25 protein-coding genes and 2 tRNA genes are annotated in these 26,153 nt (G+C 74.5%); 7 read left to right on the top strand and 20 right to left on the bottom strand.

The window, feature by feature from the left end:
• Window positions 1-122: 122 nt before the first annotated feature.
• A tRNA-Pro gene (locus ACZ6PY_RS28230) sits at window positions 123-196 on the bottom strand.
• A 150-nt stretch (window positions 197-346) separates the two neighbouring features.
• Here ACZ6PY_RS28230 and ACZ6PY_RS28225 point away from each other — a divergent pair.
• A tRNA-Gly gene (locus tag ACZ6PY_RS28225) sits at window positions 347-420 on the top strand.
• A 99-nt stretch (window positions 421-519) separates the two neighbouring features.
• Here ACZ6PY_RS28225 and ACZ6PY_RS28220 read toward each other — a convergent pair.
• Both ACZ6PY_RS28220 and ACZ6PY_RS28215 read right to left on the bottom strand, forming a co-directional pair.
• Window positions 520-1,734 (bottom strand): RNA polymerase sigma factor, encoded by a 1,215-nt coding sequence (locus tag ACZ6PY_RS28220; RefSeq protein WP_466077545.1) that lies wholly within the window; start codon window positions 1,732-1,734, stop codon window positions 520-522.
• On the bottom strand, window positions 1,734-2,144 hold the full coding sequence (locus ACZ6PY_RS28215; protein WP_466077542.1) for a YciI family protein: 411 nt from the start codon (window positions 2,142-2,144) through the stop codon (window positions 1,734-1,736). The genes ACZ6PY_RS28220 and ACZ6PY_RS28215 overlap by 1 nt, the downstream gene beginning before the upstream one ends.
• A 320-nt stretch (window positions 2,145-2,464) precedes the next feature.
• Here ACZ6PY_RS28215 and ACZ6PY_RS28210 point away from each other — a divergent pair, with 320 nt between their 5' ends.
• Window positions 2,465-5,410 carry an Hsp70 family protein gene (locus ACZ6PY_RS28210; protein ID WP_466077539.1) on the top strand — a complete coding sequence of 982 codons (2,946 nt, stop codon included), beginning with the start codon at window positions 2,465-2,467 and terminating at the stop codon, window positions 5,408-5,410.
• Here the strand turns inward: ACZ6PY_RS28210 and ACZ6PY_RS28205 are convergent.
• Window positions 5,400-7,292, bottom strand: a complete 1,893-nt coding sequence (locus ACZ6PY_RS28205) for a propionyl-CoA synthetase (RefSeq protein ID WP_466077536.1) — start codon at window positions 7,290-7,292, stop codon at window positions 5,400-5,402. The two genes, ACZ6PY_RS28210 and ACZ6PY_RS28205, sit on opposite strands and share 11 nt — an antisense overlap.
• Window positions 7,293-7,437: 145 nt before the next feature.
• Between ACZ6PY_RS28205 and ACZ6PY_RS28200 the strand changes: the two genes are divergently transcribed.
• Complete coding sequence (locus ACZ6PY_RS28200; protein WP_262287467.1) at window positions 7,438-7,689, top strand: hypothetical protein; 252 nt, start codon at window positions 7,438-7,440, stop codon at window positions 7,687-7,689.
• Between the two features lie 144 nt (window positions 7,690-7,833).
• On the opposite strand, the gene ACZ6PY_RS28195 is transcribed toward ACZ6PY_RS28200, so the two are convergent.
• A complete protein-coding gene (locus ACZ6PY_RS28195) occupies window positions 7,834-8,364 on the bottom strand; it encodes a hypothetical protein (protein ID WP_466077533.1) in 531 nt (176 codons plus the stop codon).
• Between the two features lie 99 nt (window positions 8,365-8,463).
• Here ACZ6PY_RS28195 and ACZ6PY_RS28190 point away from each other — a divergent pair, with 99 nt between their 5' ends.
• Window positions 8,464-9,684: a GNAT family N-acetyltransferase gene (locus tag ACZ6PY_RS28190; protein WP_466077530.1), complete on the top strand. Its 1,221-nt coding sequence runs from the start codon at window positions 8,464-8,466 to the stop codon at window positions 9,682-9,684.
• A 47-nt stretch (window positions 9,685-9,731) separates the two neighbouring features.
• The gene (locus tag ACZ6PY_RS28185; protein WP_466077527.1) at window positions 9,732-10,157 is read left to right on the top strand and encodes a hypothetical protein; all 426 of its coding nucleotides are present in this window, start codon (window positions 9,732-9,734) and stop codon (window positions 10,155-10,157) included.
• Window positions 10,158-10,194: 37 nt separating this feature from the next.
• Here the strand turns inward: ACZ6PY_RS28185 and ACZ6PY_RS28180 are convergent, their stop codons facing one another.
• The 4 genes from ACZ6PY_RS28180 to ACZ6PY_RS28165 all read right to left on the bottom strand — a co-directional run bounded on the left by ACZ6PY_RS28180 (window position 10,195) and on the right by ACZ6PY_RS28165 (window position 13,212).
• Window positions 10,195-10,665, bottom strand: a complete 471-nt coding sequence (locus ACZ6PY_RS28180; protein ID WP_466077525.1) for a ribose-5-phosphate isomerase — start codon at window positions 10,663-10,665, stop codon at window positions 10,195-10,197.
• 72 nt (window positions 10,666-10,737) lie between these two features.
• Window positions 10,738-11,937, bottom strand: coding sequence for a DUF1015 family protein (locus tag ACZ6PY_RS28175; RefSeq protein ID WP_262287462.1), 1,200 nt, complete (start codon window positions 11,935-11,937; stop codon window positions 10,738-10,740).
• A gap of 91 nt (window positions 11,938-12,028) precedes the next feature.
• Window positions 12,029-12,400 carry a hypothetical protein gene (locus ACZ6PY_RS28170; protein WP_466077521.1) on the bottom strand — a complete coding sequence of 124 codons (372 nt, stop codon included), beginning with the start codon at window positions 12,398-12,400 and terminating at the stop codon, window positions 12,029-12,031.
• A gap of 188 nt (window positions 12,401-12,588) precedes the next feature.
• Window positions 12,589-13,212: a mycothiol-dependent nitroreductase Rv2466c family protein gene (locus ACZ6PY_RS28165; protein ID WP_313718622.1), complete on the bottom strand. Its 624-nt coding sequence runs from the start codon at window positions 13,210-13,212 to the stop codon at window positions 12,589-12,591.
• Between the two features lie 225 nt (window positions 13,213-13,437).
• Here ACZ6PY_RS28165 and pepN point away from each other — a divergent pair, with 225 nt between their 5' ends.
• Together pepN and ACZ6PY_RS28155 are read left to right on the top strand one after the other, a co-directional pair.
• Complete coding sequence (gene pepN, locus ACZ6PY_RS28160) at window positions 13,438-15,984, top strand: aminopeptidase N (RefSeq protein WP_466077518.1); 2,547 nt, start codon at window positions 13,438-13,440, stop codon at window positions 15,982-15,984.
• A gap of 84 nt (window positions 15,985-16,068) precedes the next feature.
• Window positions 16,069-16,632: a Uma2 family endonuclease gene (locus ACZ6PY_RS28155; RefSeq protein ID WP_466077515.1), complete on the top strand. Its 564-nt coding sequence runs from the start codon at window positions 16,069-16,071 to the stop codon at window positions 16,630-16,632.
• Window positions 16,633-16,695: 63 nt separating this feature from the next.
• Here ACZ6PY_RS28155 and ACZ6PY_RS28150 read toward each other — a convergent pair whose 3' ends face one another.
• The 11 genes from ACZ6PY_RS28150 to ACZ6PY_RS28100 all read right to left on the bottom strand — a co-directional run bounded on the left by ACZ6PY_RS28150 (window position 16,696) and on the right by ACZ6PY_RS28100 (window position 26,137).
• A complete protein-coding gene (locus tag ACZ6PY_RS28150; protein WP_262284599.1) occupies window positions 16,696-17,109 on the bottom strand; it encodes a DUF5130 domain-containing protein in 414 nt (137 codons plus the stop codon).
• Window positions 17,096-17,401, bottom strand: a complete 306-nt coding sequence (gene ctaJ, locus ACZ6PY_RS28145) for an aa3-type cytochrome oxidase subunit CtaJ (protein ID WP_466077512.1) — start codon at window positions 17,399-17,401, stop codon at window positions 17,096-17,098. The genes ACZ6PY_RS28150 and ctaJ overlap by 14 nt, the downstream gene beginning before the upstream one ends.
• Before the next feature lie 55 nt (window positions 17,402-17,456).
• Window positions 17,457-18,920, bottom strand: coding sequence for an amidase (locus ACZ6PY_RS28140; protein ID WP_466077510.1), 1,464 nt, complete (start codon window positions 18,918-18,920; stop codon window positions 17,457-17,459).
• A gap of 66 nt (window positions 18,921-18,986) precedes the next feature.
• Window positions 18,987-19,988, bottom strand: coding sequence for an amidohydrolase family protein (locus ACZ6PY_RS28135; protein WP_466077507.1), 1,002 nt, complete (start codon window positions 19,986-19,988; stop codon window positions 18,987-18,989).
• The gene (locus ACZ6PY_RS28130) at window positions 19,988-20,512 is read right to left on the bottom strand and encodes a 3-hydroxyanthranilate 3,4-dioxygenase (RefSeq protein ID WP_466077504.1); all 525 of its coding nucleotides are present in this window, start codon (window positions 20,510-20,512) and stop codon (window positions 19,988-19,990) included. The genes ACZ6PY_RS28135 and ACZ6PY_RS28130 overlap by 1 nt, the downstream gene beginning before the upstream one ends.
• Window positions 20,509-20,931 carry a RidA family protein gene (locus ACZ6PY_RS28125; protein WP_313718617.1) on the bottom strand — a complete coding sequence of 141 codons (423 nt, stop codon included), beginning with the start codon at window positions 20,929-20,931 and terminating at the stop codon, window positions 20,509-20,511. Before ACZ6PY_RS28125 ends, ACZ6PY_RS28130 begins: the two co-directional genes overlap by 4 nt.
• On the bottom strand, window positions 20,928-21,701 hold the full coding sequence (locus tag ACZ6PY_RS28120; protein ID WP_466077501.1) for a 2-keto-4-pentenoate hydratase: 774 nt from the start codon (window positions 21,699-21,701) through the stop codon (window positions 20,928-20,930). The genes ACZ6PY_RS28125 and ACZ6PY_RS28120 overlap by 4 nt, the downstream gene beginning before the upstream one ends.
• Window positions 21,698-22,819 carry a 4-hydroxy-2-oxovalerate aldolase gene (gene dmpG / locus ACZ6PY_RS28115; protein WP_466077498.1) on the bottom strand — a complete coding sequence of 374 codons (1,122 nt, stop codon included), beginning with the start codon at window positions 22,817-22,819 and terminating at the stop codon, window positions 21,698-21,700. The genes ACZ6PY_RS28120 and dmpG overlap by 4 nt, the downstream gene beginning before the upstream one ends.
• The gene (locus ACZ6PY_RS28110) at window positions 22,816-23,802 is read right to left on the bottom strand and encodes an acetaldehyde dehydrogenase (acetylating) (RefSeq protein ID WP_466077495.1); all 987 of its coding nucleotides are present in this window, start codon (window positions 23,800-23,802) and stop codon (window positions 22,816-22,818) included. The genes dmpG and ACZ6PY_RS28110 overlap by 4 nt, the downstream gene beginning before the upstream one ends.
• On the bottom strand, window positions 23,799-24,599 hold the full coding sequence (locus tag ACZ6PY_RS28105; RefSeq protein WP_466077492.1) for a 2-keto-4-pentenoate hydratase: 801 nt from the start codon (window positions 24,597-24,599) through the stop codon (window positions 23,799-23,801). The genes ACZ6PY_RS28110 and ACZ6PY_RS28105 overlap by 4 nt, the downstream gene beginning before the upstream one ends.
• A 56-nt stretch (window positions 24,600-24,655) precedes the next feature.
• Window positions 24,656-26,137, bottom strand: a complete 1,482-nt coding sequence (locus ACZ6PY_RS28100; RefSeq protein ID WP_466077590.1) for a 2-hydroxymuconic semialdehyde dehydrogenase — start codon at window positions 26,135-26,137, stop codon at window positions 24,656-24,658.
• Window positions 26,138-26,153: the final 16 nt, after the last annotated feature.

The following is a 26,153-nucleotide window of genomic DNA, read 5'->3' as shown; positions in this document are numbered from 1 at the left end:
CAGTTGAGTCTGGGCGTGTTTGCGCGCATCGAGTGTAGGCGAGCCGACCTGCGGCATCGGCAGCGCCCGGGTACCGCTCGGAAAAATCGGCGGTTCCCGGACGACCCGGTCGCGAACGACAGTCGGGGTGGCGGGATTTGAACCCACGGCCCCTCGCTCCCAAAGCGAGTGCGCTACCAAGCTGCGCCACACCCCGTGGCGACGAAGAGTCTATGCCGTCCGGGCCCGCCGGACGGTCACCGGGGGCGCGTCGCCGGTGGTTCGCCGCGGCACCCGGTACGGGGCCGCGCGTCCGGCTCCGGGATTCGGTAGGCTGTCGGGCGCGTCCCGCGAGAGCGGGACGGTCGCGGGCGTAGCTCAATGGCAGAGCTTCAGTCTTCCAAACTGACGGTGCGGGTTCGATTCCCGTCGCCCGCTCCACCCACGAAGGCCCGGGCGGACCGCATGATCGCGCTGGCGCGTGTCGGGTCCTCGTCGGACCCCGCATGTCGCGAATCTCGGCCGGCTGAGCGGGAGACGTCAGCCCAGGGCGGCTGCCTTGCGCAGCAGCACCGAGCGTTCGCGCTCGTTGGCGCAGAGCCGGGCCGCCAGCTCCAGCTCGGCGCGCGCTTCCGGTCGCCGGCCGAGCCGGGCCAGCAGCTCGCCGCGTACGGTCGGGACCAGGTGCGAACCGGGGAGCCGGTCCGCGGCGATCAGCTCGTCCACGATGGCCAGGGCCGGCGCCGGGCCGGAGGCCATGGCCACGGCGACGGCCCGGTTGAGTTCGACAACCGGCGAGGGCGCGAGCCGGCCGAGCGCCTCGTAGAGCAGCACGATCCGGTCCCAGTCGGTCGCCTTCACGGATGGTGCCGCCGCGTGGGTGGCGGCGATCGCGGCCTGCAGGCCGTACGGGCCCAGGCCGCGAGCCGAGGCCCTGGCGAGCGCGGCGAGCCCGCGGCGGATCGCCGAGAGGTCCCACCGGCGGCGGTCCTGATCCTCGAGCAGGACCGGCGAGCCGTCCGGGCCGGTCCGGGCCGGGAAGCGCGCGGCCGTCAGCTCGCACAACGCGAGCAGGCCGTGCACCTCCGGCTCGTCCGGCTGCAGCGCGGCCAGCGTGCGGGCCAGCCGGATCGCCTCGTACGCGACGTCGGGGCGCAGCAGCCGGTCGCCGGACGTGGCCGTCGACCCCTCTGTGAAGATCACGTAGAGGACGCTGAGGACGCCGCCCAGCCGTTCCCGGCGCTCGCCGGCCGCCGGCAGCTCGAACGGCACTCCGGCCGCCGCGATCGTCTTCTTGCCCCGGGTGATGCGGGCCTGCACGGTCGGCACGGGCACGAGGAACGCCCGGGCGATCTCCTCGCTGGACAGGCCGCCGACCACGCGCAGGGTCAGCGCCACCCGGGCCTCCGGGGAGAGCACCGGGTGGCAGCTGACGAACATCAGCGCCAGCACGTCGTCGTCGATCCGGTCGGGGTCGATCTCCTCGTCGACGGTGGGGCCGGCCGCGAGCAGGGCGTACCGGTCCTGGAGGGCGGTCCGCCGGCGGATCGCGTCGATCGCCCGCCGCCGGGCCGTGGCCATCAGCCAGCCGGCCGGGTTGGCCGGGGCGGCGAGCGGCCACGACACCAGCGCCTCGGCCACCGCCTCCTGGGCCGCGTCCTCGGCCAGCCCGAAGTCGCCGGTGAACCGGGTCAGCGCGGCGACGATCCGCGCCGACTCGATCCGCCAGACGGCCTCGACGTCGGCCGTACCCATCAGATCCGGCTCTCGCGCCCGGCCCGTTCCTCGCCGCTCCGCTCGCTGCCCTCCGGGACCTCGTCGCTCCCGGCCACCCGGCGGACCTCGATCTTGGAGCCGGCGACCGCCGGGACCCGCTTGGCCCACTCGACCGCCTCCTGCTTGCTGGCGACGTCGAGCAGGAAGTAGCCCCCGAACAGTTCCTTGGTTTCCCCGTACGGCCCGTCGGTGACCACCGGGGTCTCGCCGCTGAAGTCGACAACGACACCCCGGCGCGGATCGTCCAGCCCCTCGGCGGCCAGGAGGACACCGGCCTTGAGCATCTCCTCGATGAACCGGCGGGTCGCGGCCATCGCCTCCTCGATCGACGCCATCATCGCCGCGTTCGTCTCGTCGGTGCCCCGCATGATCAGCATGTACTTCGGCATCGCGTTCTCCTCATCCGGCGGGGCCGCCTCCCGGCCCTCGCACCGACACGTCGAACGGGTGGCCCGCGGATCGACACGGCCCCGGAGAAATCTCCCGCGCTGCCACGGCCCTCCGGCCCGGCGCCCGGACCCTACCGCTCCGGCGGCCACGTCACCCTCCTCCGGCCAGGTGACCGGTGCGCGACGACGTCGGGCGTCCTCCGTGGCCACCGGTGGGACGCCGGCGCCGCAGCTTCCGGCCGCGCCGGGGATCGGTGGGCGGCGGGGGCTGCGTACGATGCGGGGCCGGACATCCCCTCGTCGGGTGGAGGTAGCGACGGATGTCAGGCCAGCGGGACGGTTTCGCCCTCGGCGTGGACCTCGGCACCTCGAACACCGTGGCCGTGCTGCGCTGGCCGGACGGGCGTACCCGGCCGTTGCTGGTGGAGGGCGAGCCGATCCTGCCGTCCGGTGTGTACGCCGACACCGACGGGCGCCTGCACGTCGGGCGGGACGCGCTGCGGCTGGCCCACGCCGACCCCGACCGGTACGAGCCGAACCCCAAGCGCCGCGTCGACGAGGCGGAGGTGCCGCTCGGTGACCGCCGGCATTCGCCTGCCGAGCTGCTCGGCGCGGTGCTGCGCGCGGTGGGTGAGGCCGCCGTGGGCGCGCTCGGGTTCCTGCCGCCCGCCGTGGTCACCTGCCCGGCCACCTGGGACGCCGGCCGGCGGCAGGTGCTCGCCGAGGCGCTCGCCCTGGCCGGTTGGCCGTCGGCGGCCGAGCACACCCTCTCCGGCCCCATCCCGCCCGGCACCCGGCTGCTGCGCGAGCCGGTCGCGGCGGCGCGCTACTACACCGAGGTGCTGCGCCGGCCGGTCCCGGTCGGCGAGTCGGTGGCGGTCTTCGACTTCGGCGGCGGGACCCTGGACGTCGCCGTGGTCCGCAACGAGGGCGCGGACCCGTGGGGTGACTCGGGCTTCACGGTGATCTCCTGCGGCGGCCTCGACGACCTGGGCGGGCTGGACCTGGACGCCGCCCTGCTCGCGCTGGTCGGCGAGCGGGTCGCCGCCACGCATCCCGCGCAGTGGGCGCGGCTCCGCGAGCCGGCCGACACCACGCAGTGGCGGGAGCGGCTGCAGTTCGTCGAGCACGTCCGGGGCGCGAAGGAGATGCTGTCCCGCACCACGGCCGCGCCGGTGGCGGTGCCGGGAGTCCCGGCCGCCGTGTCGCTGACCCGCGCCGAGCTGGAGGGGGTGGCCGCCCCGCTGCTGCGGCGGGCGGTCGCCGAGACCCGGCGGGTGATCGCCGAGGCCGGGCTGACCTCGGAGCGGCTCGCCGGGTTGTTCCTGGTGGGCGGCTCGTCCCGGATCCCGCTGGTGGCCCGGCTGCTCCACGCCGAGCTGGGCGTCGCGCCGACCGTGCTGGAGCAGCCCGAGCTGCCGGTCGCCGAGGGCGCGCTGACCGACCTGCCGCTGCGGCGGAACCCGTCGGCCGCGCCGCCGCTGCCGCTGGCCCCGGTCGGCGCGGCCGCCGCCGGTCCACCGGTCGCGGCGACACCCGACGCCGGACCGGCCGGCACCCGGCCCGGTCTGGGCCCCGCCGGCACGCTGCCCGCCGGGCTGCCGCCCGCTGCCGACCCGGAGACGCCCGTCCTCCCGGCCGGCGCCGCGCCGGCCCCGGACGGCACGACCGTCGCCGCCGGACCGAACGGCACGCGGCTCGCTGCCGGACCGAACGGCACGCGGCTCGACGCCGGACCGAACGGCACGGCCGTGGCCCCGCACTCACCCGCCCCGGGCACGCCCGCACCCGTCCCGCCGCAGCACGGTGCGCCGGCGGCCGGCGTACCTCCGCAGGCTCCCGGTATTCCGCACCAGCCGGTCGCGTGGCCGGGCTGGCCCGGCGTACCGCAGGGCGGACCGCCGGCCGGCGGGGGCCGGCGTCGGCGGGCCCTGTGGATCTCGGTCGGGGCGGTGGCCGCCCTGGCCGGGGTGGTCGCCGCGACCGTCCTCTACCTCACCCGCGACCGCCACCCGGAGCTGGACTTCCAGGCGTTCGGCAAGGGCATCCGGGTCGCCGGCGCCGCCGAGCGTCCGGTGGAGATGTTCACGGCGGTCGCGGGCGGCCGCGCCTACCTGGCCTATCCGCGCGAGGACGACCGGCTGGCGGTGGTGGCCGTCGAGGCGGGCACCGGCAAGGAGCTGTGGCGCGAACAGAGTGCCACGACCGCCGACCAGTGGGCCGGCGTCATCGCGCTGCCCGGCGCGGTGGCGCTGCTCGCGGACGCGGCGGGCAGCAGCACCGCGCGCCAGTTGGAGGTGCTCGACGGCGGGTCCGGCAAGCCGCGCTGGCAGCACACCGTGCACGGGGACGACGAGATGTTCGTCGGCAAGGACGTGGTGGCGCTCACCGACCACGAACGGAAGCGGCTCGTCGGGCTCAAGCTGAGCAACGGCGAGGAGAAGTGGTCGCTGGACGACCTGGCCGACCAGTACGGCAACAGCCGCAACAGCGTGCACCCGGTGACCACCGACGAGGCGGTGTCCGGCCCCGGGTACGGCGACGGTTCGCCCCGCGACCCGCAGCAGGGCCCGGTCGAGCGGCTCGTGCAGGTGAGCGCGGACAAGTCGGTCCGGCTGATCGACCTCGCCTCCGGCGGTGAGGTCCGCCGCTGGAAGGCGGTGGCCGAGCCGGACGACCTGGTCACCGCCCACGAGGACCGGCTCTACGTGGCGGGCGACGACGGGCGGCTGCTCGCGTACGACCTGGGGAGGCAGGCGCAGCCGAGCGTGCTCTACACCGCCGAGGACGACGACCGGCGGGCCAAGGCGCTGGCGCCCTGCGGGGAGCACCGCGCCTGCCTGCTGGAGGTGACCGGTTCCGACGACCAGACCGCCGTGGTGGTCGCCGCGCAGGAGGGCCAGGGCGTCAAGCGGTGGGCGGCGCCGGGGATGACCGAGCTGGTGCCGGTGGGCGAGCGGGTGCTGGCCCGGCGGATGTACCCGGAGCCGGCGGCGACGCTCTTTGCGGCGGACGGGACGCGGGTGCTCGACGACGAGGAAGGGGTGGCCGTGCGGGTGGACGCCGGCAACCTGCTGCTCTTCGCCGACGCGCTCGGCAGCTCGGTGGACGACCGCAGCGTGGCCGGGGTGGGCGCCGGGTCGGGCAAGCTGGCCCAGCTCGGTGAGCTGAAGGACGTCCGGGGCGACTCCTGCTCGTGGAACACCGAGGTCATCGCCTGCGGCTCGGAGCAGGACTTCGTGCTCCACCGGTTCGTCACGGAGTAGCCCTCGACCCGGCGCCGAGGTCGCGGAAGACGGCAAGCGCGGCCGGGTCCTCGATGGTCGGCGGCACCGGCTCGTCCCGCCCCTCGACCAGCCCGCGCATGGTCCGGCGGAGGATCTTGCCGGAGCGGGTCTTGGGCAGCGCCGGCACCACGGTCACCCGGCGGAACGCGGCCACCGGCCCGATCCGCTGCCGGACCAGGGCCACCAGCTCGCCGGCGAGCGCGTCCGGGTCCGCCCCGGCGCCGGCCTTCAGCACCACGTAGCCGCTGGGCACCTGCCCCTTGAGCGGGTCGGCCACGCCGATCACCGCGCACTCGGCGACCGCCGGGTGGGCCGCGAGCACCTCCTCCATCGCGCCGGTGGAGAGGCGGTGCCCGGCCACGTTGATCACGTCGTCGGTGCGGCCCATCACGTACAGGTAGCCGTCGGAGTCGAACCGGCCGCCGTCGCCGGTCAGGTAGTAGCCCGGGAAGGCGGCCAGGTAGGAGCGGACGTAGCGTTCGTCGTCGCCCCACAGCGTGGGCAGGCAGCCGGGCGGCAGGGGCAGCCGGATCACGATCGAGCCGTCGGTGCCCGGCGGCACCTCCCGGCCGCCGCCGTCGACCACCCGCACGTCGTACCCGGGGACGGGCACCGACGGGGAGCCGGGTTTGATCGGCAGCGGCTCCAGGCCGCGCGGGTTCGCCGCGACCGGCCAGCCGGTCTCGGTCTGCCACCAGTTGTCCACCACGGGCACGCCGAGCCGCTCCCCCGCCCACGCCCAGGTGTCCGGGTCGAGCCGCTCACCGGCCAGGAAGAGGGTGCGCAGGCTGCTCAGGTCGTGCCCGGCCAGGAGCGCGCCGTCCGGGTCCTGCCGGCGGATCGCCCGGATCGCGGTGGGCGCGGTGAACAGGGCGGCCACCCGGTGCTGCGCGACCACCCGCCAGAACGCCCCGGCGTCCGGGGTGCCGACCGGCTTGCCCTCGTAGAGCACGGTGGTCGCGCCGGTGAGCAGCGGCGCGTAGACGATGTAGGAGTGGCCGACCACCCAGCCCACGTCGGAGGCCGCCCAGAAGACGTCGCCCGGCTCGATGCCGTAGATGTTCCGCATCGACCAGCGCAGCGCCACGGCGTGCCCGCCGTTGTCCCGGACCACGCCCTTGGGCCGGCCGGTGGTGCCGGAGGTGTAGAGGACGTAGAGCGGGTCGGTGGCGGCCACCGGCACGCAGTCCACCGGCTCGGCGTCGGCCATCACCTCGTCCCAGGTTAGGTCGCGGCCGGGGAGCAGCGGAGCCGGCTCCTGGGGGCGCTGCACGATCACGCAGTGGGCCGGGGCGTGGGTCGCCTCGTCCAGGGCGGCGGCGAGAATCGGGTGGTACGGCACCACCCGGTCCACCTCGATGCCGCAGGAGGTGGCCACCACCACGGCCGGCCGGGCGTCGTCGATGCGGACGGCCAGCTCGTGGGCGGCGAAGCCGCCGAAGACCACCGAGTGCACCGCGCCGATCCGGGCGCAGGCCAGCATGGCGATCACCGCCTCCGGCACCATGGCCAGGTAGAGCAGCACCCGGTCGCCCTGGCCGACCCCGAGCCGGCGCAGCGCGCCGGCGAACCGGGCGGTCTCGGCGAGCAGCTCGGCGTAGGTGAGGGTGCGGACCGTGCCGGTGACCGGGCTGTCGTGGATCACCGCGGGCTGGTCGCCCCGGCCGGCGGCCACGTGCCGGTCCAGCGCGTTGTGGCAGGTGTTCAACACGCCGTCGGGGAACCACCGGTACAGCGGCGCGCCGCGGTCGTCGAGGATCCGCTCCGGCGCCCGATGCCAGTCGAGGTCCGCCGCGGCCTCCCGCCAGAAGCCGGCCGGGTCGGCGATGCTCCGCTCGTACGCTGATCGATACGCGCCCATCCCGTCATGCTGGCCCCGGTCCCGGGCCGGCGCAACGGCCCCTCGGGTCGGGTGCGCCGGAAACGCGCCTCGGCTCGGTGAACGGCCCGGCTCCGCCGGTCGAGGTCACCGTTTCCGCCGGCTGTCCCGGGGGTACGGCTGGCACATGGAGACGAACACGAAGGCGTACCTGGTGGGCGGTCCCCGGGACGGCAGCAGCCAGGACGCGGGTGACCAGGCCCTGTTGGAGATCGAGATCGACGGCATGTTCCACCGCTACATCCGCACCACGAAGCAGCACGACGGCGGCACCGTCTACAACTACGACGGGATGGTGGCCCCGGGCGGCGGCGAGCCGGGCGTCGAGGACCCGGCAGCGCGGGTCGCCTCCCCGAAGGCCGACGCCGAGGGTCAGTGACCCTCAACCGACCGGGCGACGGATGAACTCCGCCCGACCGGGTAATGAGCGCCGTCCTGGTGGAGTGACGACCGGCGGCGCGGCGTTCCGCGACCGGGCGCGCGGGCGGGCGGCGGGAAGCCGCCCCGCCCGCCGCCACGGTCGTCAGTTACCGGTCACCCAGTTCCAGGCGGAGACCACCCACTCGGTCTGCTGGAGGTAGGCGACCCCCACGCCGGCCAGGAAGAGGGCGGTCACCAGGTGCGCACCGCGGGCGCTGCGCCGCACCCGGCCGAGCTGGCGCTCCAGGACCAGCCGGCCGAGCAGGCGGGCCAGGGCGAACAGGCCGGCCGCGGTGAGCAGGCTGAGCACGAAGGTGAGCAGCGGGGCGGTCAGGTCGCCCCGGCCGGAGATCGCCCAGATCCCCCAGCAGACGAAGGCGAACAGCGCGCCGGCCGCGCTCCACTCCCCGCCCTTGCGGAGCTGGGCGACGTGCCAGCCCACCGGCCGGCGGGGCGCCGGCTCCGCAGTCCATTCGCTCGTGTCGACGGCGGGGAACGGCTCGGTCCGGGGCGTACGGGACTGGCCGACCGCCGCCACCCCGCGCCGGAACGCGTCCCGCTGCGGGGGCACCACGGCGGGCTGCGGCGGCACCTCGACCGTCCGCTCGGCCCACGGCTGTGTCTGGTCCGCCATCTCGTGTCCTCCCCCTCGACCGACGCCGGCCACGGTTCCGAGGGTAGCGAGCCGGCAAATGGGGTGCCGACCTCGACGGTGATGGGTTAGACACACCGGATGACCGACGCGCTGGTCCTCCGGACCGAGGACTACGACGAGATCTCCGCACTGCTGACGCTGGCCTTCCATGGGGACGTCGACCCCGAGATGCGGGAGGTCGAGCGCGGGGTCTTCGAACCCGACCGGGCGCTGCTGGTCCGGGACGGCGGGACCGCCGTCGCGCACGCCGCCGCGTTCACCCGCGAGTTGGCGGTGCCCGGGGCCAGCGTGCCGGCCGCGCACGTGACCATGGTGTCGGTCGCACCGACCCACCGCCGGCGCGGGCTGCTCACCGGGCTGATGCGCCGGCAGCTCCGCGAGGTCCACGACGCCGGCCGGGAGCCGCTCGCCGTCCTCTGGGCCAGCGAGGGCCGGATCTATCCCCGGTTCGGCTACGGCCTGGCCGCGCAGCGGCTCGTCCTGGCCGGCGACACCTCCGGGCTGCGCCTGCCGGACCTCACGCCCGCCGAGGGCACCCTGCGCCTGGACCGCCCGGCGCCGCACCGGGCCGAGCTGGCCCGGCTGTACGAGCGGGTACGCGCCGACCGCCCCGGCTGGTCGCAGCGGGACGAGCGTTGGTGGGATTACGTGCTCGCCGACGTGAAGGGGCTGCGGGGCGGCGCGACCGAGCGGCGGGTGCTGCTGCACGAGGGGCCGGATGGCCCGGACGGCTACGCCCTCTACCGGACGAAGGAGGACTGGGCCGGCACCGGCCCGCGTGCCGAGGTCCAGGTGGGCGAGGTGGTGGCCGCCCGGCCGGAGGCGTACCTGGCGCTGTGGCGGCTGCTGCTCTCGATCGACCTGACCCGCCGGGTGTCGTTCCCGATCGCCGCCGTGGACGAGCCGCTGTTCCGGCTGGTGGACGAGCCGCGGCAGCTCGGCGCCCGGCTCGCCGACGCCCTGTGGGTCCGGGTCGTGGACGTGCCGGCCGCGCTGGCCGCCCGCCGGTACGCCACCGACGTCGACGTGGTGGTCGAGGTCACCGACGACCTCCTGCCGGAGAACAGCGGCCGGTGGCGGCTGGTCGGCGGCCCGTCCGGGGCGGAGTGCACGGCCACCTCGGCGCCGGCCGGGCTGGCCTGCGACGTGCGCGCCCTCGGCGAGCTCTACCTGGGCGGCGCCGGCCTGGTCGCGCTCGTCGCCGCCGGCCGGGTCCGGGAGCTGATCCCGGGGACGGCGGTGGCGGTGAGCGCGGCCCTCGGCTGGCACCGCGCTCCCGCTCCCATGGAGGTCTTCTGACTCCCCGCCACCTGCCGCGCCCGGCAGGTGCCCGGTACGGTCGGGTGATGGGTGATGCGGAGCGGCGCCGGCGGCGGCTGCGGCACCACGGCGACGGCGGGACGCCGGAGCACGAGGGTGCGAGCGCGAGCACGGCCGGGGTGCACGACGGCGACGACCCGCGGCCGCCGCGCGGTGCCCGGCGCCCCGGGCCGGACCCGGACGACGGCTTCCGGGCGCCGCGCGGCGCCCGACGCGCCGAGCCGGAGTCGGAACCGCGGGGCCGGCGGCCGGGGCCGGCCGGCGAGGAGGGCGAGCGGGGGCTGCGCGGCCTGGTGGGCTCGGGTTCCTCCCAGGTGAGCGTGACCGCCGCGCTGCGGGCGCGGGACGCCGCCCGGCCGAGCGAGGAGGACCTGGCCGAGGCCGAGGCCCGCGTGGTGATCGTCCGCCGCAACTGGGTGCCCCGCGAGGACCTGCCCCGCAGCGGGCGGTGACGGGCGCGACCCGGCGGCCGCGCCCGTCGGCGAGGCGTCAGGCGGGCAGGTCGGGAAGCTCCCGGCTCCGCTCGTAGTCGGCGACCTGGGCGATCCGGCGGGCGTGCCGCGGGTTGCCGGAGAAGGCCGTGCTGAGGAACGTCTCGACCAGGGCGGTGGCCTCGTCCAGGGTGTGCTGCCGGGCACCGACCGCGATGATGTTCGCGTCGTTGTGCTCGCGGGCCAGCTGGGCGGTGTCGATGTTCCAGGCGAGCGCCGCCCGGACGCCGGCGATCTTGTTGGCGGCGATCTGCTCGCCGTTGCCGGACCCGCCGATGACGACCCCGAGGCTGCCCGGGTCGTCGACCACGCGCGTGCCGGTGTGCAGGCAGAAGGCCGGGTAGTCGTCGTCCGGGTCGAAGGCGTGCGGGCCGACGTCGACCACCTCGTACCCCTGCTTGGCCAGGTGGTTGGCGAGGTGCACCTTCAGCTCGAAGCCGGCGTGATCGGATCCCAGGTAGACGCGCATACCGCGCAGTCTGACAGGCCCGCCCCCGTGCCGGTGCGCGGGCGGCGGCACGGAGGCGGATTCGTCACACGGTCACCGGGGCAGTTCGGCGACGACCAGGCCGGCCCGCGCCTTCGGGGTGAACCAGGTGCTCTTGCGCGGCATCTTCTCCCGGGCCAGGTTCACCGCCACGAAGTCGTCGACGGTCACCGGCGCGACGAGGACGGCCAGCTCCGCGCGGCCCGCGTCGACCTCGCCGGTGAGCCAGCTCGCCGGGTAGTCGCCGCCCACGTAGGTGATCCGCTTGTCGCCCGGGTCGAGGCCGAGCGCGTCGCGCAGCAGCAGCCGCTCGACCAGGGCGTGGTCGAGGTTCTCCAGCCGGCCGCCGCCGACCTGCGGCAGGCGCACGGCGTACCCCTGGCCGGCGAGGTGGAGGTGCACGGCGCCGCCGGTCGCCGGGACGCCGACCGGGCCGGCGACCGGGGTGATCTCCGCACCGGCGGCGCGGAGCCGGTCGAGCAGCTCGTCCGGGGTGGTGGTCAGCTCGCTGACCAGCCGGTTGTAGGGCTGGATGGCGACCGAGGCCGGCGTGGTGATCACCGACAGGAAGCGCGGGAAGCCGCCGGTCTGCGCGGCCAGGCTGCGGTGGTTGCCGTCGGCGACCACCAGCTCGCCGCCGCCGGCCAGGGCGGTCAGCTCGTCCTGCGCCGGACCCGGGCCGAGCAGCCAGATGGCGTGCGTGCGGCCGGCCTGGTCCACGTCGGTGGCGGCGGGTGCGCCCGCCGACTCGGTCGCCGCCGCGAGCGCCGCGTGCAGCTCGTCGCCGCGGCCGGTCTGCAGCAGGAGTACGGGCGAGAGCAGGTGACCCAGCGCCTCGGCCAGGGCGACCCGCTCCCGCACCTTCGCGATGAACACGTCCTCGTTGCGGATCACCAGGCCGGGCTCGTCGGCCCGGGTGGAGATCTGGTCGGTGTCGACCATGGCGAACAGCCCGTACGCGCTCTCCTCGCCCGGCGCGCTGATCCGGTAGAGGACCACGACGTGCTCGGCGGGCGTGTAGCTGCCGTCCGCCTTGGCCTCGGCGAGGCGGCCCACCGCGTCGGGGAGCGCGTCGAGGAAGGATTTCCCGAGGCTGCCCGGCGCCCGGTGGGGCATCTCGATGCCCAAGGCACTGTGCGGGTTCGCCTCGACGATGGCGGTGATCTCCGCGTCGTCGGCGAACTCGTCGTAGTTCTGCGCGCCGGTGCCGCCAGTGGTGATCCAGGCCCGGGCGATCGGATGCACGACCGTCATGCCCGCTGACGCTACCCGCGCCACCGGAACCGCCGGTGCCGGACCCGCACGCCGTCCACCAGATGAAAGGAGCGGCCCCGCCGGTCAGCGTTCAGGCGGTGCGCTCGGCGGAGGTGGCACTGCGATGGCGGCCGGCGGCGGGGCGGCGGCCGGGCGCCGGGGAGGCGGGGCGGGAGGCGGTGCCGGCGTTGAGGCGTACCGTCGTGGACCCCGCCGGGACCGGACGACCGCTGGTGCCGGACCGCACCGGGCCGGGCGTGCCCGGCGGCAGGCCCTCGCCGGCGGGTGGGGTCATCCGCGAGGTGGCCACCACCCGGGCCACACCGACCACGATCGGGGGAGCCAGCAGGTCCACCATCTCGGCCGGCAGGGACGGCCGGACGTCCGGCCAGTCGCCCTCCGCCACGGACCAGTACGTCGGACCGAGGTCCTCGGTCTCCGTCACCGGCGCGTCGTCGGACATGCGGCGGTGCTTACCCATGGGAACGCCTCCAGGAGCTGCCGGGGTGCGACCCCGGAGGGCCGCCGGCTGGAACACCCGGTGAAACGAGCCCCGCGCCGCCCTGGTGACGGAGGACGGCGCGGGGTTCGGGGTGTCCGGAGGGGGCTCGCGTCCCGCCGGAGGCGTCGAGAGGGGCCCTTCCGTGCGGCTCAGTCGAAGACCGGGCCGACCTCCCGGGTGCGCTTCAGCTCGTAGAAGCCGGGCGTGCCGGCCACCAGCAGGACGCCGTCCCAGAGCCGGCCGGCCGCCTCGCCCTTCGGCGCCGGGGTGATCACCGGGCCGAAGAAGGCGACCTGGCGGCCGTCCGGGCCCGGGGCGTGGATCACCGGGGTGCCCACGTCGGTGCCGACCGGCCGCATGCCCGCCTCGTGGCTGGCGCGCAGCGCCTCGTCGTACTCGGTCGACTCGGCGGCGTCGGCGAGCGCCGGGTCGAGCCCGACGTCGGTGAGGGCGCCGGCCAGCATCTCCCGGCCCAACTCCTCCTTGCCCAGGTGGATCCGGGTGCCCATCGCGGTGTAGAGCTTGCCCAGCACCTCCCCGCCGTGGGCCTGCTCGACGGCGATGCAGACCCGCACCGGGCCCCAGCCCTTCTTCATCAGATCCTGGTACTGCTCCGGCAGGTCCCGGCCCTCGTTGAGCACGGACAGGCTCATCACGTGGAACCGGATGTCCACGTCCCGGACCTGCTCGACCTCCAGCAGCCAGCGGGAGGTGATCCACGCCCACGGGCACAGCGGGTCGAACCACATGTCCACGGCGACACGTTCGGTCACGGTGTCATCCCTTCACGACTCCACGCGCCGGAGCTCCGGCGCCTTCCCCTCCGATCCTCACCCCCCGCGGCATCGGTCGGTACCGGAATGAGAGCGTGACCTCGGCCACCGAAGGGTGTCCGTGCATGGAAGACTCGGTTTCGGACCGGCCGTCACGAGCGGGCCGGGGGGCCGGTGCCGCGGGGCGCGGCGAGACGAGTGGGATGGAGACGAACAGTGCCGGGAGTGCGCAACCTGACCCAGGTCGAGGCCACCGAGCGGGCCCGCCTGCTCGACGTCACCGGGTACGACATCAACCTTGACCTGTCGACCGCGGTGCAGGCCGACGGCCGCACGTTCCGGTCGGTGACCGAGGTCCGGTTCCGCTGTGCCGAGCCGGGAGCGAGCACCTTCATCGAGACGGCCGCCGAGTCGGTGCGGTCGGCGACGTTGAACGGCACGCCGGTCGACCTCTCCGGCTGGTCGGCCGAGAAGGGCCTCACCCTCACCGGCCTGGCCGCCGAGAACGTCCTCGTGGTCGACGCCGACTTCGGCTACTCCAACAGCGGGCAGGGCCTGCACCGCACGGTCGACCCCGTCGACGGCGAGACCTACCTCTACAGCCAGTTCGAGACGGCCGACGCGCAGAAGGTGTTCGCCTGCTTCGACCAGCCCGACCTGAAGAGCGTCTACACCTGGCACGCCACCGTCCCCGAGCACTGGCGGGTGGTGTCCAACATGCCGGTGGAGCGCGAGGAGCCGGCCGGCGAGGCGCTCAAGACCGTCCACGTCGCCGAGTCGGCGCGGATGAGCACCTACATCACGGCGCTGTGCGCCGGCCCGTACCACGAGGTGCGGGACAGCCACGACGGCATCGACCTGGGCGTCTACTGCCGGGCCTCGATGGCGCGGTACCTGGACGCCGACGACCTGTTCCTGATCACCAAGCAGGGCTTCGACTTCTTCCACGAGAAGTTCCAGGTGCGCTACCCGCTGCCCAAGTACGACCAGCTCTGGGTGCCGGACTTCAACGCCGGCGCCATGGAGAACTTCGGCTGCGTCACGCACGCCGAGTCGCACTACATCTTCCGCTCGCAGGTCACCGACTTCGAGTACGAGCAGCGGGCCAACACGATCCTGCACGAGCTGGCCCACATGTGGTTCGGCGACCTGGTCACCATGCGCTGGTGGAACGACCTGTGGTTGAACGAGTCGTTCGCCGAGTGGGCCAGCCACTGGTGCAACACCCACGCCACCCGCTTCTCCGACGCCTGGACGACCTTCCTGTCCATCCGGAAGAACTGGGGCTACCGGCAGGACCAGCTCTCCTCCACCCACCCGGTCTACTGCGAGATGCCGGACCTGGAGGCGGTCGAGGTCAACTTCGACGGCATCACCTACGCCAAGGGCGCCAGCGTGCTCAAGCAGCTCGTCGCGTACGTGGGCGAGGAGCCGTTCGTGGCCGGCCTGCGGGCCTACTTCGGCAAGCACGCCTGGGGCAACGCCACCTTCGACGACCTGCTCTCCGAGCTGGAGACGGCCTCCGGCCGGGAGCTGCGCAAGTTCGCCGCCCAGTGGCTGGAGACCGCGCAGGTCAACACGCTGCGCCCCGAGGTGACCATCGGCGCCGACGGCGCGTACGAGCGGGTGCTGGTGCGGCAGGAGGCGCCGGCCGGGCACCCGACGCTGCGGACCCACCGGATCGGCGTGGGCCTCTACGACCTGACCGACGGCCGGCTGGTCCGCCGCGAGCGGGTCGAGGTCGACGTGACAGGCGAGCTGACCGAGCTGTCCGTGCTGCACGGCAAGCCCGCCGCCGACGTGCTGCTGCTCAACGACGACGACCTGACCTACACCAAGCTGCGGCTGGACGAGCGGTCGATGGCGACGGTGGTGCAGCACATCGCCGGCTTCGACTCGTCGCTGGCCCGGGCGCTCTGCTGGACCGCCGCCTGGGACATGACCCGCGACGCCGAGCTGTCGGCCCGCGACTACGTGGCGCTGGTGCTGGCCGGGCTGCCGGCGGAGACCGACATCAACCTGGTCACCGCCACCCTGCGGCAGGCGACCACCACGCTCACCTTCTACGCCGACCCGGCCTGGGCGCCGACCGGCTGGGGCGACCTGGCCCGCACGGCCCGCACCGCGCTCGCCGCGGCCGAGCCGGGCAGCGGCTTCCAGCTCGCCTGGGCCCGGGCGTACGCCTCCGCGGCCCGCTCGGCCGAGGACCTGGCCGCGCTGCGCGGCTGGCTGGACGGCGGCGAGGTGCCGGGCGGCCTCACCGTGGACACCGAGCTGCGCTGGACCGTCCTCCAGTCGCTGGTGGCCAACGGGGCGGCCGGGGCCGCCGAGGTGGAGGCCGAGCTGGCCCGCGACCGGACCGCCAGCGGCGAGCGGGAGGCCGCGTACGCGCACGCGCTGGTGCCGACCGCCGAGAACAAGGCGGCGGTGTGGGCGCAGCTCACCGGCCCGGAGGCCCTGCCGAACTGGCGCAACCGGGCCCTGCTGCAGGGCTTCACCCACCCGGCGCAGGTGGAGCTCACCGCGCCGTACCGGGAGAAGTACTTCGCCACGGTGGCGCAGGTGTGGGCGCAGCGGGACAGCGAGCCGGCGCAGGAGTTCGTCCAGCTCGCCTACCCGGCGTACCTGGTCGAGGACGACACGGTGGCCGCCACCGACGCGTGGCTGACCCAGGAGGGTCAGCCGGCGCCGCTGCGCCGGCTGGTGGCCGAGGGCCGCGACGGGGTGGCCCGGGCCCTCAAGGCCCGCGCCCGGGACGCCCAGACCGCCTGATCGAGGAGTGCGCGGCCGGGGCCGGCGTGGGCGGGAGCCCGCGCCGGCCCCGGCCGTTATCGTGAGAGAGAGGAGGTGGACGTGATGGCACAGCCGACCCACGAGTGGCGCCCACCGGAAAGACGCTGGCGTGAGCAGGACCTTCTCGACCTGCCCGAGAACGGAAGCCGCTACGAGCTCATCGACGGGAGCTTGCACGTGACGCCACCTGCCGGGCCGGACCACCACGAGTTGGCCGATGACATCCGGATGTCACTGCGTCAGGCGGCCCCGGCAGGCTGGCGAGTGATCCGCGAAACCGGCGTGCGCATCCCCGACGGCAATCTCATCCCGGACATCACGGTGCTCAAGCCGGACACTCCCCGGGGCCAGCTGTGGACGGATCCGGCCGACGTCGCGCTCGTCGTCGAGGTGGAGTCGCCCAACAGCCGTCGCCATGACCGGTTCACCAAGCCGGCGCTCTACGCCGAGGCCGGCATCCCGCACTACTGGCGAGTGGAGCGGGGTGACTTCGGCCCGGTGGTGTACCGCTATCAACTGGCTAAGGGCGTGCACTATGACCCGCTCGGCACGATCGGGCCGGACGACCCGGTGCAGGTCGACGAGCCCTGGCCGATGCGCCTCGATCCGAGCACCTGGCCGCGCTGACGGACCGGACGAGAAAGCCCGGCCCGCGTTTCGCGGGCCGGGCTTCGTCGTGTGCGGGTGGGCTCAGCCCTTGCCGGCGTGGCTGGCGAGCTGGTCGAGGCCCTGGATGATTCCGCCGGCCAGGTCGCCGCCGCCGAAGGAGGCCACCATGGAGAGCGCGGCCAGCTTCGCGTACGTGTCCGGGATGCGCTTGCGCGCGTAGCGGCCGGTGACGATCTCGAGCTGCCGCTGGTTGGGCGAGACGGCGATCAGCACCGACCGGTCCGGCTCGGCGAGCTGGCGGTGCAGCCGCTCGGCGTGCTCCCGGATCGGCTCGTCGAGGCCGCCCACGTAGACCGAGAAGACCAGGCCGGTGCCCTGGTCGGCCAGGCGGAGCGCCTCGTCGATGCGGAGCAGCTGACGGGTCGAGAACGGCCCGTCCAGGACCTCGGGCGGGTTGCCGGTCCCCGCCGCGGCCTGCTTCTCACCAACGGTCACTTGCGCCTCCGGTTCCACCGGCCGGTGCCTGCCGGCCGGCCTGCTCCTGCTTGCGGCTGGTCAGCGCCGGCGCCTGCGCCCCGGCGGCCAGTGCGGTGCCGGCCGAGTCGGCCAGCTGCTCCGGACGGCCCAGGAACCAGACCGGAGTGAAGTCGAAGGGCCGGCCCGGCCGGTAGCGCTTGGCGCCGCCACCGCCGCCGCCGCGACTGCCGGCGGCCGCCAGTCCGGCGATCACCAGCACCGCGGCCGCCGGGATGCCGACGAAGACCAGCAACGTCTCGGTAACAGACAATCCCAACGCCCCCAGGCGGAAAGAGAGACCAGGAATGTTCGGGTCGGGTGGACGGTCATGACGACTCGCGCCCGACTCCGCTTGTGCTGTTCACGTTAGCGGAGTCGACGGCCCGCCAGATTGCGGGGTGCTGATCCCACCCGCCACAGCCGTGCTCCAGTTGCGCGGCAGTGCCTATCAATGTCGCGTCGTCTCCGTAGCGGCCGGTGAGCAGCACGCCGACGGGCATCCCGTCGCCGGTGCGGCCCACCGGCAGCGAAACGGACGGGTCGCCGGTGACGTTGAAGATGGCGCAGTACGGCGAAAACCGCCGCTGCCTGTCGAAATCCTCGGCCGGGTCGAGGCTCGCGAACGCGCCGACCGGCGCCTGCGGGGCCGCCAGGGTGGGGCAGAGCAGCAGGTCGCAGCCGGCGGTACGGCGCACGCCACGGCGTACCTGCGCCTGGAGTTCGCCGAGCGCGGCCATCAGCGGGCCGGCCCCGACGGCCGCGCCCCGGGCCCGGAGGAACCGGGTCAGCGGCAGCAGGTCGCTCTCCCGCTCGGACGGCACGGGCGCGAGCGCCAGCACGTACCAGACAGTCTCGAACAGCGGCCACGCCTCGGGGCCGAGCGGCGCGGGAACGTCGACCACCTCGTGGCCGGCGTCGGTGAGCAGCGCGGCGGCCCGGTCGACGGCGGCCACGCAGTCCGGGTGGACCGGTTCGTCGGCCAGCATCGGGGTGGTGAACCGGCCGATCCGCAGCCGGCCCGGCGCGGCGGCCCGGGCGGCGCCCAGGTAGCCGCCGGTGGGGGCGACGGGCGGCAGGTAGGGCTCGCCGGGCACCGGTTGCGCCAGGACGTCCAGGAGCGCGGCCACGTCGGTCACGGTGCGGCCGAGCGGGCCGCTGATGGGCAGCCCGAAGGCGCCGAAGCCGATCGGGCCGCCGGAGACCAGGCCCCGGCTGGGCTTGTAGCCGACCAGGCCGCAGAGGCCCGCCGGGATGCGCAGCGAGCCGCCGCCGTCGGAGCCCTGCGCCACCGGGACCAGCCCGCCGGCCACCGCGGCGGCCGCGCCGCCGCTGGACCCGCCCGCCGTGTAGGCGAGGCCCCACGGGTTGCGGGCCGGCGGCGCGACGAGGCCCTCCGAGTAGAGCGAGCAGCCCAGCTCCGAGGTGGTGGTCTTGCCGAGGCTGACCAGCCCGGCGGCGGCCATGAACCGGACCACGTCGGCGTCGACCGGCGGCACGAAGTCGGCGAAGGCCGCCGAGCCGAAGGTGGTGCGCACCCCGGCCGTGAGCGTGAGGTCCTTGACGGCGGTCGGCACCCCGTGCAGCGGGCCGCGCCGGTCCACCGGCACCGCGTCGGCGGCGGCCGCCGCCGCCCGCGCGCGTTCCGGGATGACGGTGACGAACGCGCCGAGGGTGTCGCCGAGCGCGTCCACCCGGCGCAGGTGGTGCTCCACCAGCTCCACGCTGGACAGCTCACCCCGGCGGATCGCGGCGGCCTGCTCCAGCGCGGTCAGGTCGTGCGGCTCGGCCATGCCCCCATCCTGCCTGGTCACCGCGGCCCTCGCACTCACCACCGACCGCGCGCCGGCCGGCCGCGCTCAGCCGTGCAGGAAGCGCAGGGCGTTGCGGGACAGCAGCTTGTCGCGCTGGTCGGCGGTGAGGAAGTCGGCCTTGCGGACCACCTGGCCGACCGGGCGCTCCCCCAGCGGGTACGGGTAGTCGCTGCCGACCAGCACCCGGTCCTCCCCCATCGTGTCGACGAGCAGCCGCAGCGCGGCCGGGTCGAAGACCACGGAGTCGACGCTGAACCGGTCGACGTAGGCGCTGGGCGGGGCGCTGGACGCGCCGCGGACCAGGTCGCCGCGGCGGTGCCAGGCGTTGTCGGCGCGGCCCAGCCAGAACGGGAAGCTGCCGCCGCCGTGCGCGAAGCAGATCCGCAGCGACTCGGGCACCCGGTCGAAGACGCCGCCGAGGATCAGCGCCAGCACCGACAGGTGCGTCTCGGCCGGCATCCCGGTCAGCCAGCGGGCCATCCAGCGGTCCAGCCGGGGCCCGCCCGGCATGTCCCACGGGTGCACGAAGACCGGCGCGCCCACCTCGGCGCAGTGGGTCAGGAACTGCACGATGCCGGCGTCGTCGAGGTCGCGGTCGCCCACGTGGTTGCCGATCTCCACCCCGGCGTGCCCGGCGGCCAGGCAGCGGTCCAGCTCGGCGCAGGCGGCGTCCGGGTCCTGCAACGGCACCTGGCAGAACGGCACCAGCCGGTCGCCGCCGGCCGCGGTGACCGACAGCGTGAGGTCGTTGAAGATCCGGGCCACCTTGACGGCCTCGTCGGCGGGCCGGTCGTAGCTGAAGAAGACCGGCGTGGGCGAGACGACCTGCACGTCGACACCGTCGGCGGCCATGTCGGCGAGCCGCGTCTCCGCGTCCCAGCACTCCGCGCCGACCGGCCGGAACTCCGTCTCCCCCACCATGATCATGGCGGCGCGCTCGGAGTCCACCCGGAGCCAGGGCCAGCCGGACCCGCCGCACGCCGCGGCGAGGTCCGGCCACCCCCTGGGTACGACGTGCGTGTGCACGTCGACGACGCGTGGGCGCATCAGCCCTTGCCCGGGTGCAGCGCGCCGCAATTGGTGCAGGTGCGCGCCTTCTCGTCGGCGTAGAACGCCGCGAAGACCGGCGGCAGGTCGGCGGCGATGTCGCGGACCTGGAGCTCCACCTCGTGCACCTTGTGGCTGCACTCGGAGCAGTACCACTGGAACTTCTCCAGCGTGCCCTCCTCGCGGACCCGCTCGATCACCATGCCGATCGAGCCGGCCTCGGGGCGCTGGGGCGAGTGCGGGGTGTTGCGCGGGAGCATCCACATCTGACCCTCGCGCACGTGCACCGTACGCGGGCCCTCGGGCAGCATGAGGTTGATGTGCATGTTGCCCTTGACCTGGTAGAAGAACTCCTCGTACGGGTCGACGTGGAAGTCGGTCCGCTGGTTCGGGCCGCCCACCACCATGACGATGAAGTCGTCGCTGCCCGGCAGCATCTCCTTGTTGCCCACCGGCGGCTTGAGCAGGTGCTGGTTCTCCCCGATCCAGCCGGAGAAGCTGAACGGCTCGGCGATCTCACTCATGACGGACCTCCCGACGGAAGTAGGGCCACGGCCTGCATCTCGATCAGCAGGTGTGGGTGCGGAAGCTGGTGCACGGCCACCGTGGTCCGGGTCGGCCCGGTGGCGTCGAAGAACTCCGCCCACACCTCGTTGTAGCCACCGAAGTCGTTCATGTTGACCAGGTAGCTGGTGACCTGCACGAGGTCGGCCAGGTCGGCGCCGACCGAGCGGAGCAGGTCCCGGATGTTCCCGATCACCGCCCGGGTCTGCGCCCGGATGTCGAGGTCGGTGGTGCCGAACTCGTCCACCGTCACCCCGGCGAAGGTGTTGTCCGGGCGGCGCGACGACGTGCCGGAGACGAAGACGAACCCGCCGGCGACCTTGACGTGCGGGAAGGCGCCGCGCGGCACGGCCTTCCCGGCCACCACCCGGGCGGTCACGGCAGCGCCTTCAGGGCGGCGGAACCGAGCTTCTCCACCACGGCCCGGACGTGCGCGCCGGGGCGCAGCGGCACGGCGGCGGTGGCCGCGCCGGCCAGGAAGACCCAGCCCTCGCGCAGCCGCACGCCGTGCCGGCCGGCCAGGCGGATGCCCTCGTCCAGCGCGCGGCGCGGGTCACCGAGGATGGCGGCGGTCGAGCCGACCTGGGCCACCCGCCCGTCGATCTCCAGCAGCACGCCGAGGTTGTCCAGCCCGTCCGGCACCGGCGACCAGGGCCCCACCACGAACGCGGCGGCCGAGGTGTTGTCGGCGACCACGTCGGGCAGGGAGAAGGTGAAGTTGGCGTACCGGGAGTCGATCAGTTCGAGCGCCGGGGCGACCGCGCGGACCGCCTCGGTGAACGCGCCGACCGGCTCACCGGGCTCGGGGAGGCGGTCCAGCAGGAACGCCACCTCCGGCTCGACCCGGGGGTGGATGAAACCGGCCACGTCGACGGTGCCGCCGTCGGGCACCCGCATGGCGTCGGTGAGCCGACCCCAGATCACCTCGTCCACGCCGACCTGGGCCATCTTCGCCTTGCTGGTCAGCCCCATCTTCAGCCCGACCAGCCGCTCCCCCCGGTCGAGGCGGCGCTGCAGCAGCGCGGCCTGCACCGCGTACGCGGTGTCCACGTCGAGGCCCGCCTCGGCGGCGAGCTGCGGGATCGCGGTGGCCGTGTCGGCGGCCGCGCCCAGCTTCTCGGCGATCCCCGCGATGTCCGGCCCGATCATGCTGCGCCACCCTTCGTTCCCGACTGCGGGGCTCGCAGACCCGGCTCACTCCTCGCGCTCACGGCCTCCTCACCGGCCAGGTCGAGTGCCACGTCCACGATCATGTCCTCCTGGCCGCCGACCATCCGGCGCCGGCCCAGCTCCACGAGGATCGAGCGGACGTCCACCCCGTACTTCGCGGAGGCCCGTTCGGCGTGGCGCAGGAAGCTGGAGTAGACCCCCGCGTACCCGAGGGAGAGCGTCTCCCGGTCGACCTGGACCGGCCGGTCCTGGAGCGGGCGCACCAGGTCGTCGGCCGCGTCCATGAGTGCGAACACGTCACAGCCGTGCTTCCAGCCGTGCAGTTCGGCGACCGCCACGAAGACCTCCAGCGGCGCGTTCCCGGCGCCCGCGCCCATGCCGGCCAGCGACGCGTCCACCCGGACGGTGCGGCCGTGCGGGGCGTCCGCACCGGCCGGCCCGGGGCCGGGGATCCGGCCGTGCTCGACCGCCAGCACGCTGTTGGCCACGCCGAGCGACAGGTTGTGGTGGGCGTGGATACCGATCTGCGTCTCCGGGTCGAGGACCTGCCGGTACGCGTCGACCCGCTGCGCCACGTCGGACATCAGCAGCCGCCCGCCGGAGTCGGTGACGTAGACGCAGTGCGCCCCGTACGACTCCATGAGCTTGGCCTGGGCGGCCAGCCCGGCCGGGTCGTTCATGTGCGACATCATGAGGAACCCGGAGACGTCCATGCCGTTCTCCCGGGCCCAGGAGATGTGCTGGGCGGAGATGTCCGCCTCGGTGCAGTGGGTGGCGATCCGGACGCTGGTCACCCCGAGCGCCTTCGCCGCCTTCAGGTCGGCGATGGTGCCGATGCCGGGCAGCAGCAGGGTGGTGAGCCGCGCGCTGGTCAGCACCTCGGCGGCCGCCGAGATCCAGTCGGCGTCGCCGGCCGCGCCGTGGCCGTAGTTGACGCTGGAGCCCGCCAGGCCGTCGCCGTGCGCCACCTCGATGGCGGCCACGCCGGCCGCGTCGAGCGCGGCGGCGATCGTCCGCACCTGGTCCACGGTGTACCGGTGGGCGATGGCGTGCATGCCGTCGCGCAGCGTCACGTCCTGGATGTAGAGGTCGGTCATGCGATCCCCCCGTTGTTCGCGACCGCGGGGCTCCGCTCCGCTGCACTCCTCGCGCTCACGTCGGCCACCTTCCGGAGCGCGACCAGCCGTTCGGCGGTGCGCAGCGCGGCCGAGGTCATGATGTCCAGGTTCCCGGCGTACGCGGGCAGGTAGTGCCCGGCGCCGGAGACCTCCAGGAAGACCGACACCTGGAGCCCGGTGAAGTGCCGGCCCAGCACCGGCGCGTAGGTGTCCACCCGGTCGAACTGCACGTCCTGCTTGAGCCGGTAGCCGGGGACGTACTCCTGCACGGCCTTCACCATGTCGGCCACGGAGGCGGCGATCGCGGCCCGGTCGGCGTCGGCGTCCGGGCAGAGGCAGTAGACGGTGTCCCGCATGAGCAGCGGCGGGTCGGCCGGATTCAGCACGATGATGGCCTTGCCGCGCTCGGCGCCGCCGACCACCTCGATGGCCCGGGCCGTGGTCTCGGTGAACTCGTCGATGTTGGCGCGGGTGCCCGGCCCGGCCGACTTCGAGGCGATCGAGGCGACGATCTCCCCGTACGCGACCGGGGTGACCCGGCCGACCGCGTGCACGATCGGCACGGTGGCCTGCCCGCCGCACGTCACCATGTTCACGTTGGGCTCACGCAGGTGCTCGTCGAGGTTGACCGGCGGCACCACGTACGGGCCGACCGCGGCCGGCGTCAGGTCGACCACGGTCCGGCCGTGCGCGCGCAGCACCGCGTCGTGGCGCCGGTGCGCGCCGGCCGAGGTGGCGTCGAAGACCAGCTCGACGTCGGCGAACTCGGGCATGGCGACCAGGCCGTCCACGCCCTCGGCGGTGGTGGCCACGCCGAGCCGGCGGGCCCGGGCCAGACCGTCGGAGGCCGGGTCGATCCCGGCCATCGCGACCATCCGCAGGTCGGTGCTGAGCCGCAGCGCCTTGATCATCAGGTCGGTGCCGATGTTGCCCGACCCGAGCACCGCCACGCCGACTGTCATGCCGCCCCCTCCGACGACGAGAAACAGGTCCGCACCGAGCCGAGCCCGGAGATGCGCGCCTCGTACGCCGCGCCCGGTGTCACCGGCACCATCGGGCCGAGCGCCCCGGAGAGCACCACGTCCCCGGCCCGCAGCGGGTCGCCGGCGCGGGCCATGGTGCCGGCCAGCCATTCCAGGGCGTGCAGGGGATTGCCGAGGCAGGCCGCCCCCGCGCCGACCGAGACGGGCTCACCGGCGTGCTCCAGGACCATGCCGCAGAGCCGCAGGTCCACGTCGGACAGCCGCCGCGGCGCGGTGCCGAGCACGAACAGCCCGCTGGAGGCGTTGTCCGCCACGGTGTCCACGATGGAGATGTCCCAGCCGGCGATCCGGGAGTCGACGATCTCGATGGCCGGCAGCACGTGGTCGACGGCCCGGATCAGGTCGACGGCGGTGACCCGCTCGTCGCGCAGGTCAGCGCCGAGCACGAAGGCGATCTCCGCCTCCACCCGGGGCTGGAGCAGCCGGCTCATCGGCACCTCGACGCCGTCGCCGACCGCCATGTCGTCGAAGAGCACCCCGAAGTCGGGCTGGAAGACGCCGAAGTTCTCCTGCACGGCGCGGGAGGTGAGGCCGATCTTCGCGCCGACCCGGCGGTGGCCCTTGCCGAGCCGCTGCCGGGTGTAGACCTGCTGCACCTGGTAGGCCGCCTCGATGTCGCCCTCCGGCAGCAGCCGTCCGCGCAGCGGCGGGCACGGCTTCTCCTCCTGCCGGGCCACGGCCAGTTCCCGGTTGGCGGCTTCGATGTCCACGGTCATGCCGGCTCCTCGCTGCGTTCGCTTGGGACGCCGGCCATTCTGCCCGGGCCGCGCACTCATGCGAGGTCCACGCAGACGTTCGTGAGTTCGGAGTAGAAGTCGAGGGAGTGGACGCCGCCCTCCCGGCCGATGCCCGACGCCTTCACCCCGCCGAACGGGGTGCGCAGGTCGCGCAGGAACCAGGTGTTCACCCAGACGATGCCGGCGTCCAGCCGGGAGCCGGCCCGGTGCGCCCGGCCCACGTCCCGGGTCCAGACCGTCGCCGCCAGGCCGTAGTCGGTGCCGTTGGCCAGGGCGTACGCCTCGTCCTCGTCGTCGAACGGCGCCACGTGCACGACCGGGCCGAAGATCTCCTCGGTGTTGGTGCGGGCGTCCGGGCCCAGCCCGGTGAGCACGGTCGGCTGCACGTACGCGCCGCCGTCGCGGGCGTCACCGAAGCGCGGCGTGCCGCCCCCGGTGCGCACCTCGGCGCCCTCGGTGCGGGCCAGCTCGTAGTGGCCGAGCACCTTGTCCCGGTGGCCGTGCGAGATCAGCGGCATGTTGACGGTGGCCTCGTCGGCCGGCCAGCCGTACGCCAGCTCGTCGGCGCGCTTGGCCAGCCGGGCGGTGAACTCCTCGAACACCGGCCGCTGCACGTAGATCCGCTCGGTGCAGAGGCAGACCTGGCCGCCGTTGGTGAAGCTGGACCGGACCGAGCCGGCGACCGCCGCGTCCAGATCGGCGTCGGCGAAGACCAGGCCGGCGTTCTTGCCGCCCAACTCGAAGCTGACCGCCTTCACCCCGTCGGCGGCGGCACGCATGATGGCGCTGCCGGTGGCCGACTCCCCGGTGAAGGTGATCGCGTCGACGCCCGGGTGCCGGGTGAGGTGCTCGCCGGCCGAGCCGGGGCCGAGGCCGTGCACCAGGTTGAACACGCCGTCGGGCACGCCCGCCGCGGCCATCACCTCGGCGAGCAGGGTGGCCGAGGCCGGGGTCTCCTCGCTGGGCTTGACCACCACGGCGTTGCCGCAGGCCAGGGCCGGGGCGACCTTCCAGGTGAGCAGGAGCAGCGGCAGGTTCCACGGCACGATGACCGCCACCACGCCGACCGGCTTGCGGACCGCGTAGTTCAGCGCCCGGCCGCCGGTCGGGGTGACCGTGGTGAACGACTCGGTCGGCGCGGTCGCCACGATCTCGGCGAACGCCCGGAAGTTGGCCGCCCCGCGCGGGATGTCCAGCGTGCGGGCCTGGGAGATGGCCTTGCCGGTGTCGGCGACCTCGGCGGCGACCAGGTCGTCGAAGCGGCGTTCCAGCTCGTCGGCGACCCGGCGGAGCACCTCGGCGCGCTCCCGCTCGCCCATCCGGCCCCACGGGCCGCGCAGCGCCGCCCGGGCCGCGGTGACCGCGCCGTCCACGACGGACTCGCCGGCCTCCACCACCTCGAAGACCGGCTCGCCGGTCACCGGGCTGCGCTTGGTGAACCGTGGCCCGACGTCCACGAAGGACCCGCCGACGAAGTTGCGCAGCAGGCCGGGGCCGTCCGGCGCGTGCCCGGCCATCAGCCGGGGATCCCAG

The organism is Micromonospora sp. NPDC048907, from assembly GCF_055586885.1.
Note: the sequence above shows the minus strand (reverse complement) of the source record. Positions and strands in the feature narration are given on the sequence as shown.

Coding starts and splice junctions, on each gene's coding strand:
- ACZ6PY_RS28220 (WP_466077545.1), bottom strand. CDS start 1,734: ATGGGTACGGCCGACGTCGAGGCCGTCTGGCGGATCGAGTCGGCGCGG.
- ACZ6PY_RS28215 (WP_466077542.1), bottom strand. CDS start 2,144: ATGCCGAAGTACATGCTGATCATGCGGGGCACCGACGAGACGAACGCG.
- ACZ6PY_RS28210 (WP_466077539.1), top strand. CDS start 2,465: ATGTCAGGCCAGCGGGACGGTTTCGCCCTCGGCGTGGACCTCGGCACC.
- ACZ6PY_RS28205 (WP_466077536.1), bottom strand. CDS start 7,292: ATGGGCGCGTATCGATCAGCGTACGAGCGGAGCATCGCCGACCCGGCC.
- ACZ6PY_RS28200 (WP_262287467.1), top strand. CDS start 7,438: ATGGAGACGAACACGAAGGCGTACCTGGTGGGCGGTCCCCGGGACGGC.
- ACZ6PY_RS28195 (WP_466077533.1), bottom strand. CDS start 8,364: ATGGCGGACCAGACACAGCCGTGGGCCGAGCGGACGGTCGAGGTGCCG.
- ACZ6PY_RS28190 (WP_466077530.1), top strand. CDS start 8,464: ATGACCGACGCGCTGGTCCTCCGGACCGAGGACTACGACGAGATCTCC.
- ACZ6PY_RS28185 (WP_466077527.1), top strand. CDS start 9,732: ATGGGTGATGCGGAGCGGCGCCGGCGGCGGCTGCGGCACCACGGCGAC.
- ACZ6PY_RS28180 (WP_466077525.1), bottom strand. CDS start 10,665: ATGCGCGTCTACCTGGGATCCGATCACGCCGGCTTCGAGCTGAAGGTG.
- ACZ6PY_RS28175 (WP_262287462.1), bottom strand. CDS start 11,937: ATGACGGTCGTGCATCCGATCGCCCGGGCCTGGATCACCACTGGCGGC.
- ACZ6PY_RS28170 (WP_466077521.1), bottom strand. CDS start 12,400: ATGTCCGACGACGCGCCGGTGACGGAGACCGAGGACCTCGGTCCGACG.
- ACZ6PY_RS28155 (WP_466077515.1), top strand. CDS start 16,069: ATGGCACAGCCGACCCACGAGTGGCGCCCACCGGAAAGACGCTGGCGT.
- ACZ6PY_RS28140 (WP_466077510.1), bottom strand. CDS start 18,920: ATGGCCGAGCCGCACGACCTGACCGCGCTGGAGCAGGCCGCCGCGATC.
- ACZ6PY_RS28135 (WP_466077507.1), bottom strand. CDS start 19,988: ATGCGCCCACGCGTCGTCGACGTGCACACGCACGTCGTACCCAGGGGG.
- ACZ6PY_RS28130 (WP_466077504.1), bottom strand. CDS start 20,512: ATGAGTGAGATCGCCGAGCCGTTCAGCTTCTCCGGCTGGATCGGGGAG.
- ACZ6PY_RS28120 (WP_466077501.1), bottom strand. CDS start 21,701: ATGATCGGGCCGGACATCGCGGGGATCGCCGAGAAGCTGGGCGCGGCC.
- dmpG (WP_466077498.1), bottom strand. CDS start 22,819: ATGACCGACCTCTACATCCAGGACGTGACGCTGCGCGACGGCATGCAC.
- ACZ6PY_RS28110 (WP_466077495.1), bottom strand. CDS start 23,802: ATGACAGTCGGCGTGGCGGTGCTCGGGTCGGGCAACATCGGCACCGAC.
- ACZ6PY_RS28105 (WP_466077492.1), bottom strand. CDS start 24,599: ATGACCGTGGACATCGAAGCCGCCAACCGGGAACTGGCCGTGGCCCGG.
- ACZ6PY_RS28100 (WP_466077590.1), bottom strand. CDS start 26,137: ATGGCCGGGCACGCGCCGGACGGCCCCGGCCTGCTGCGCAACTTCGTC.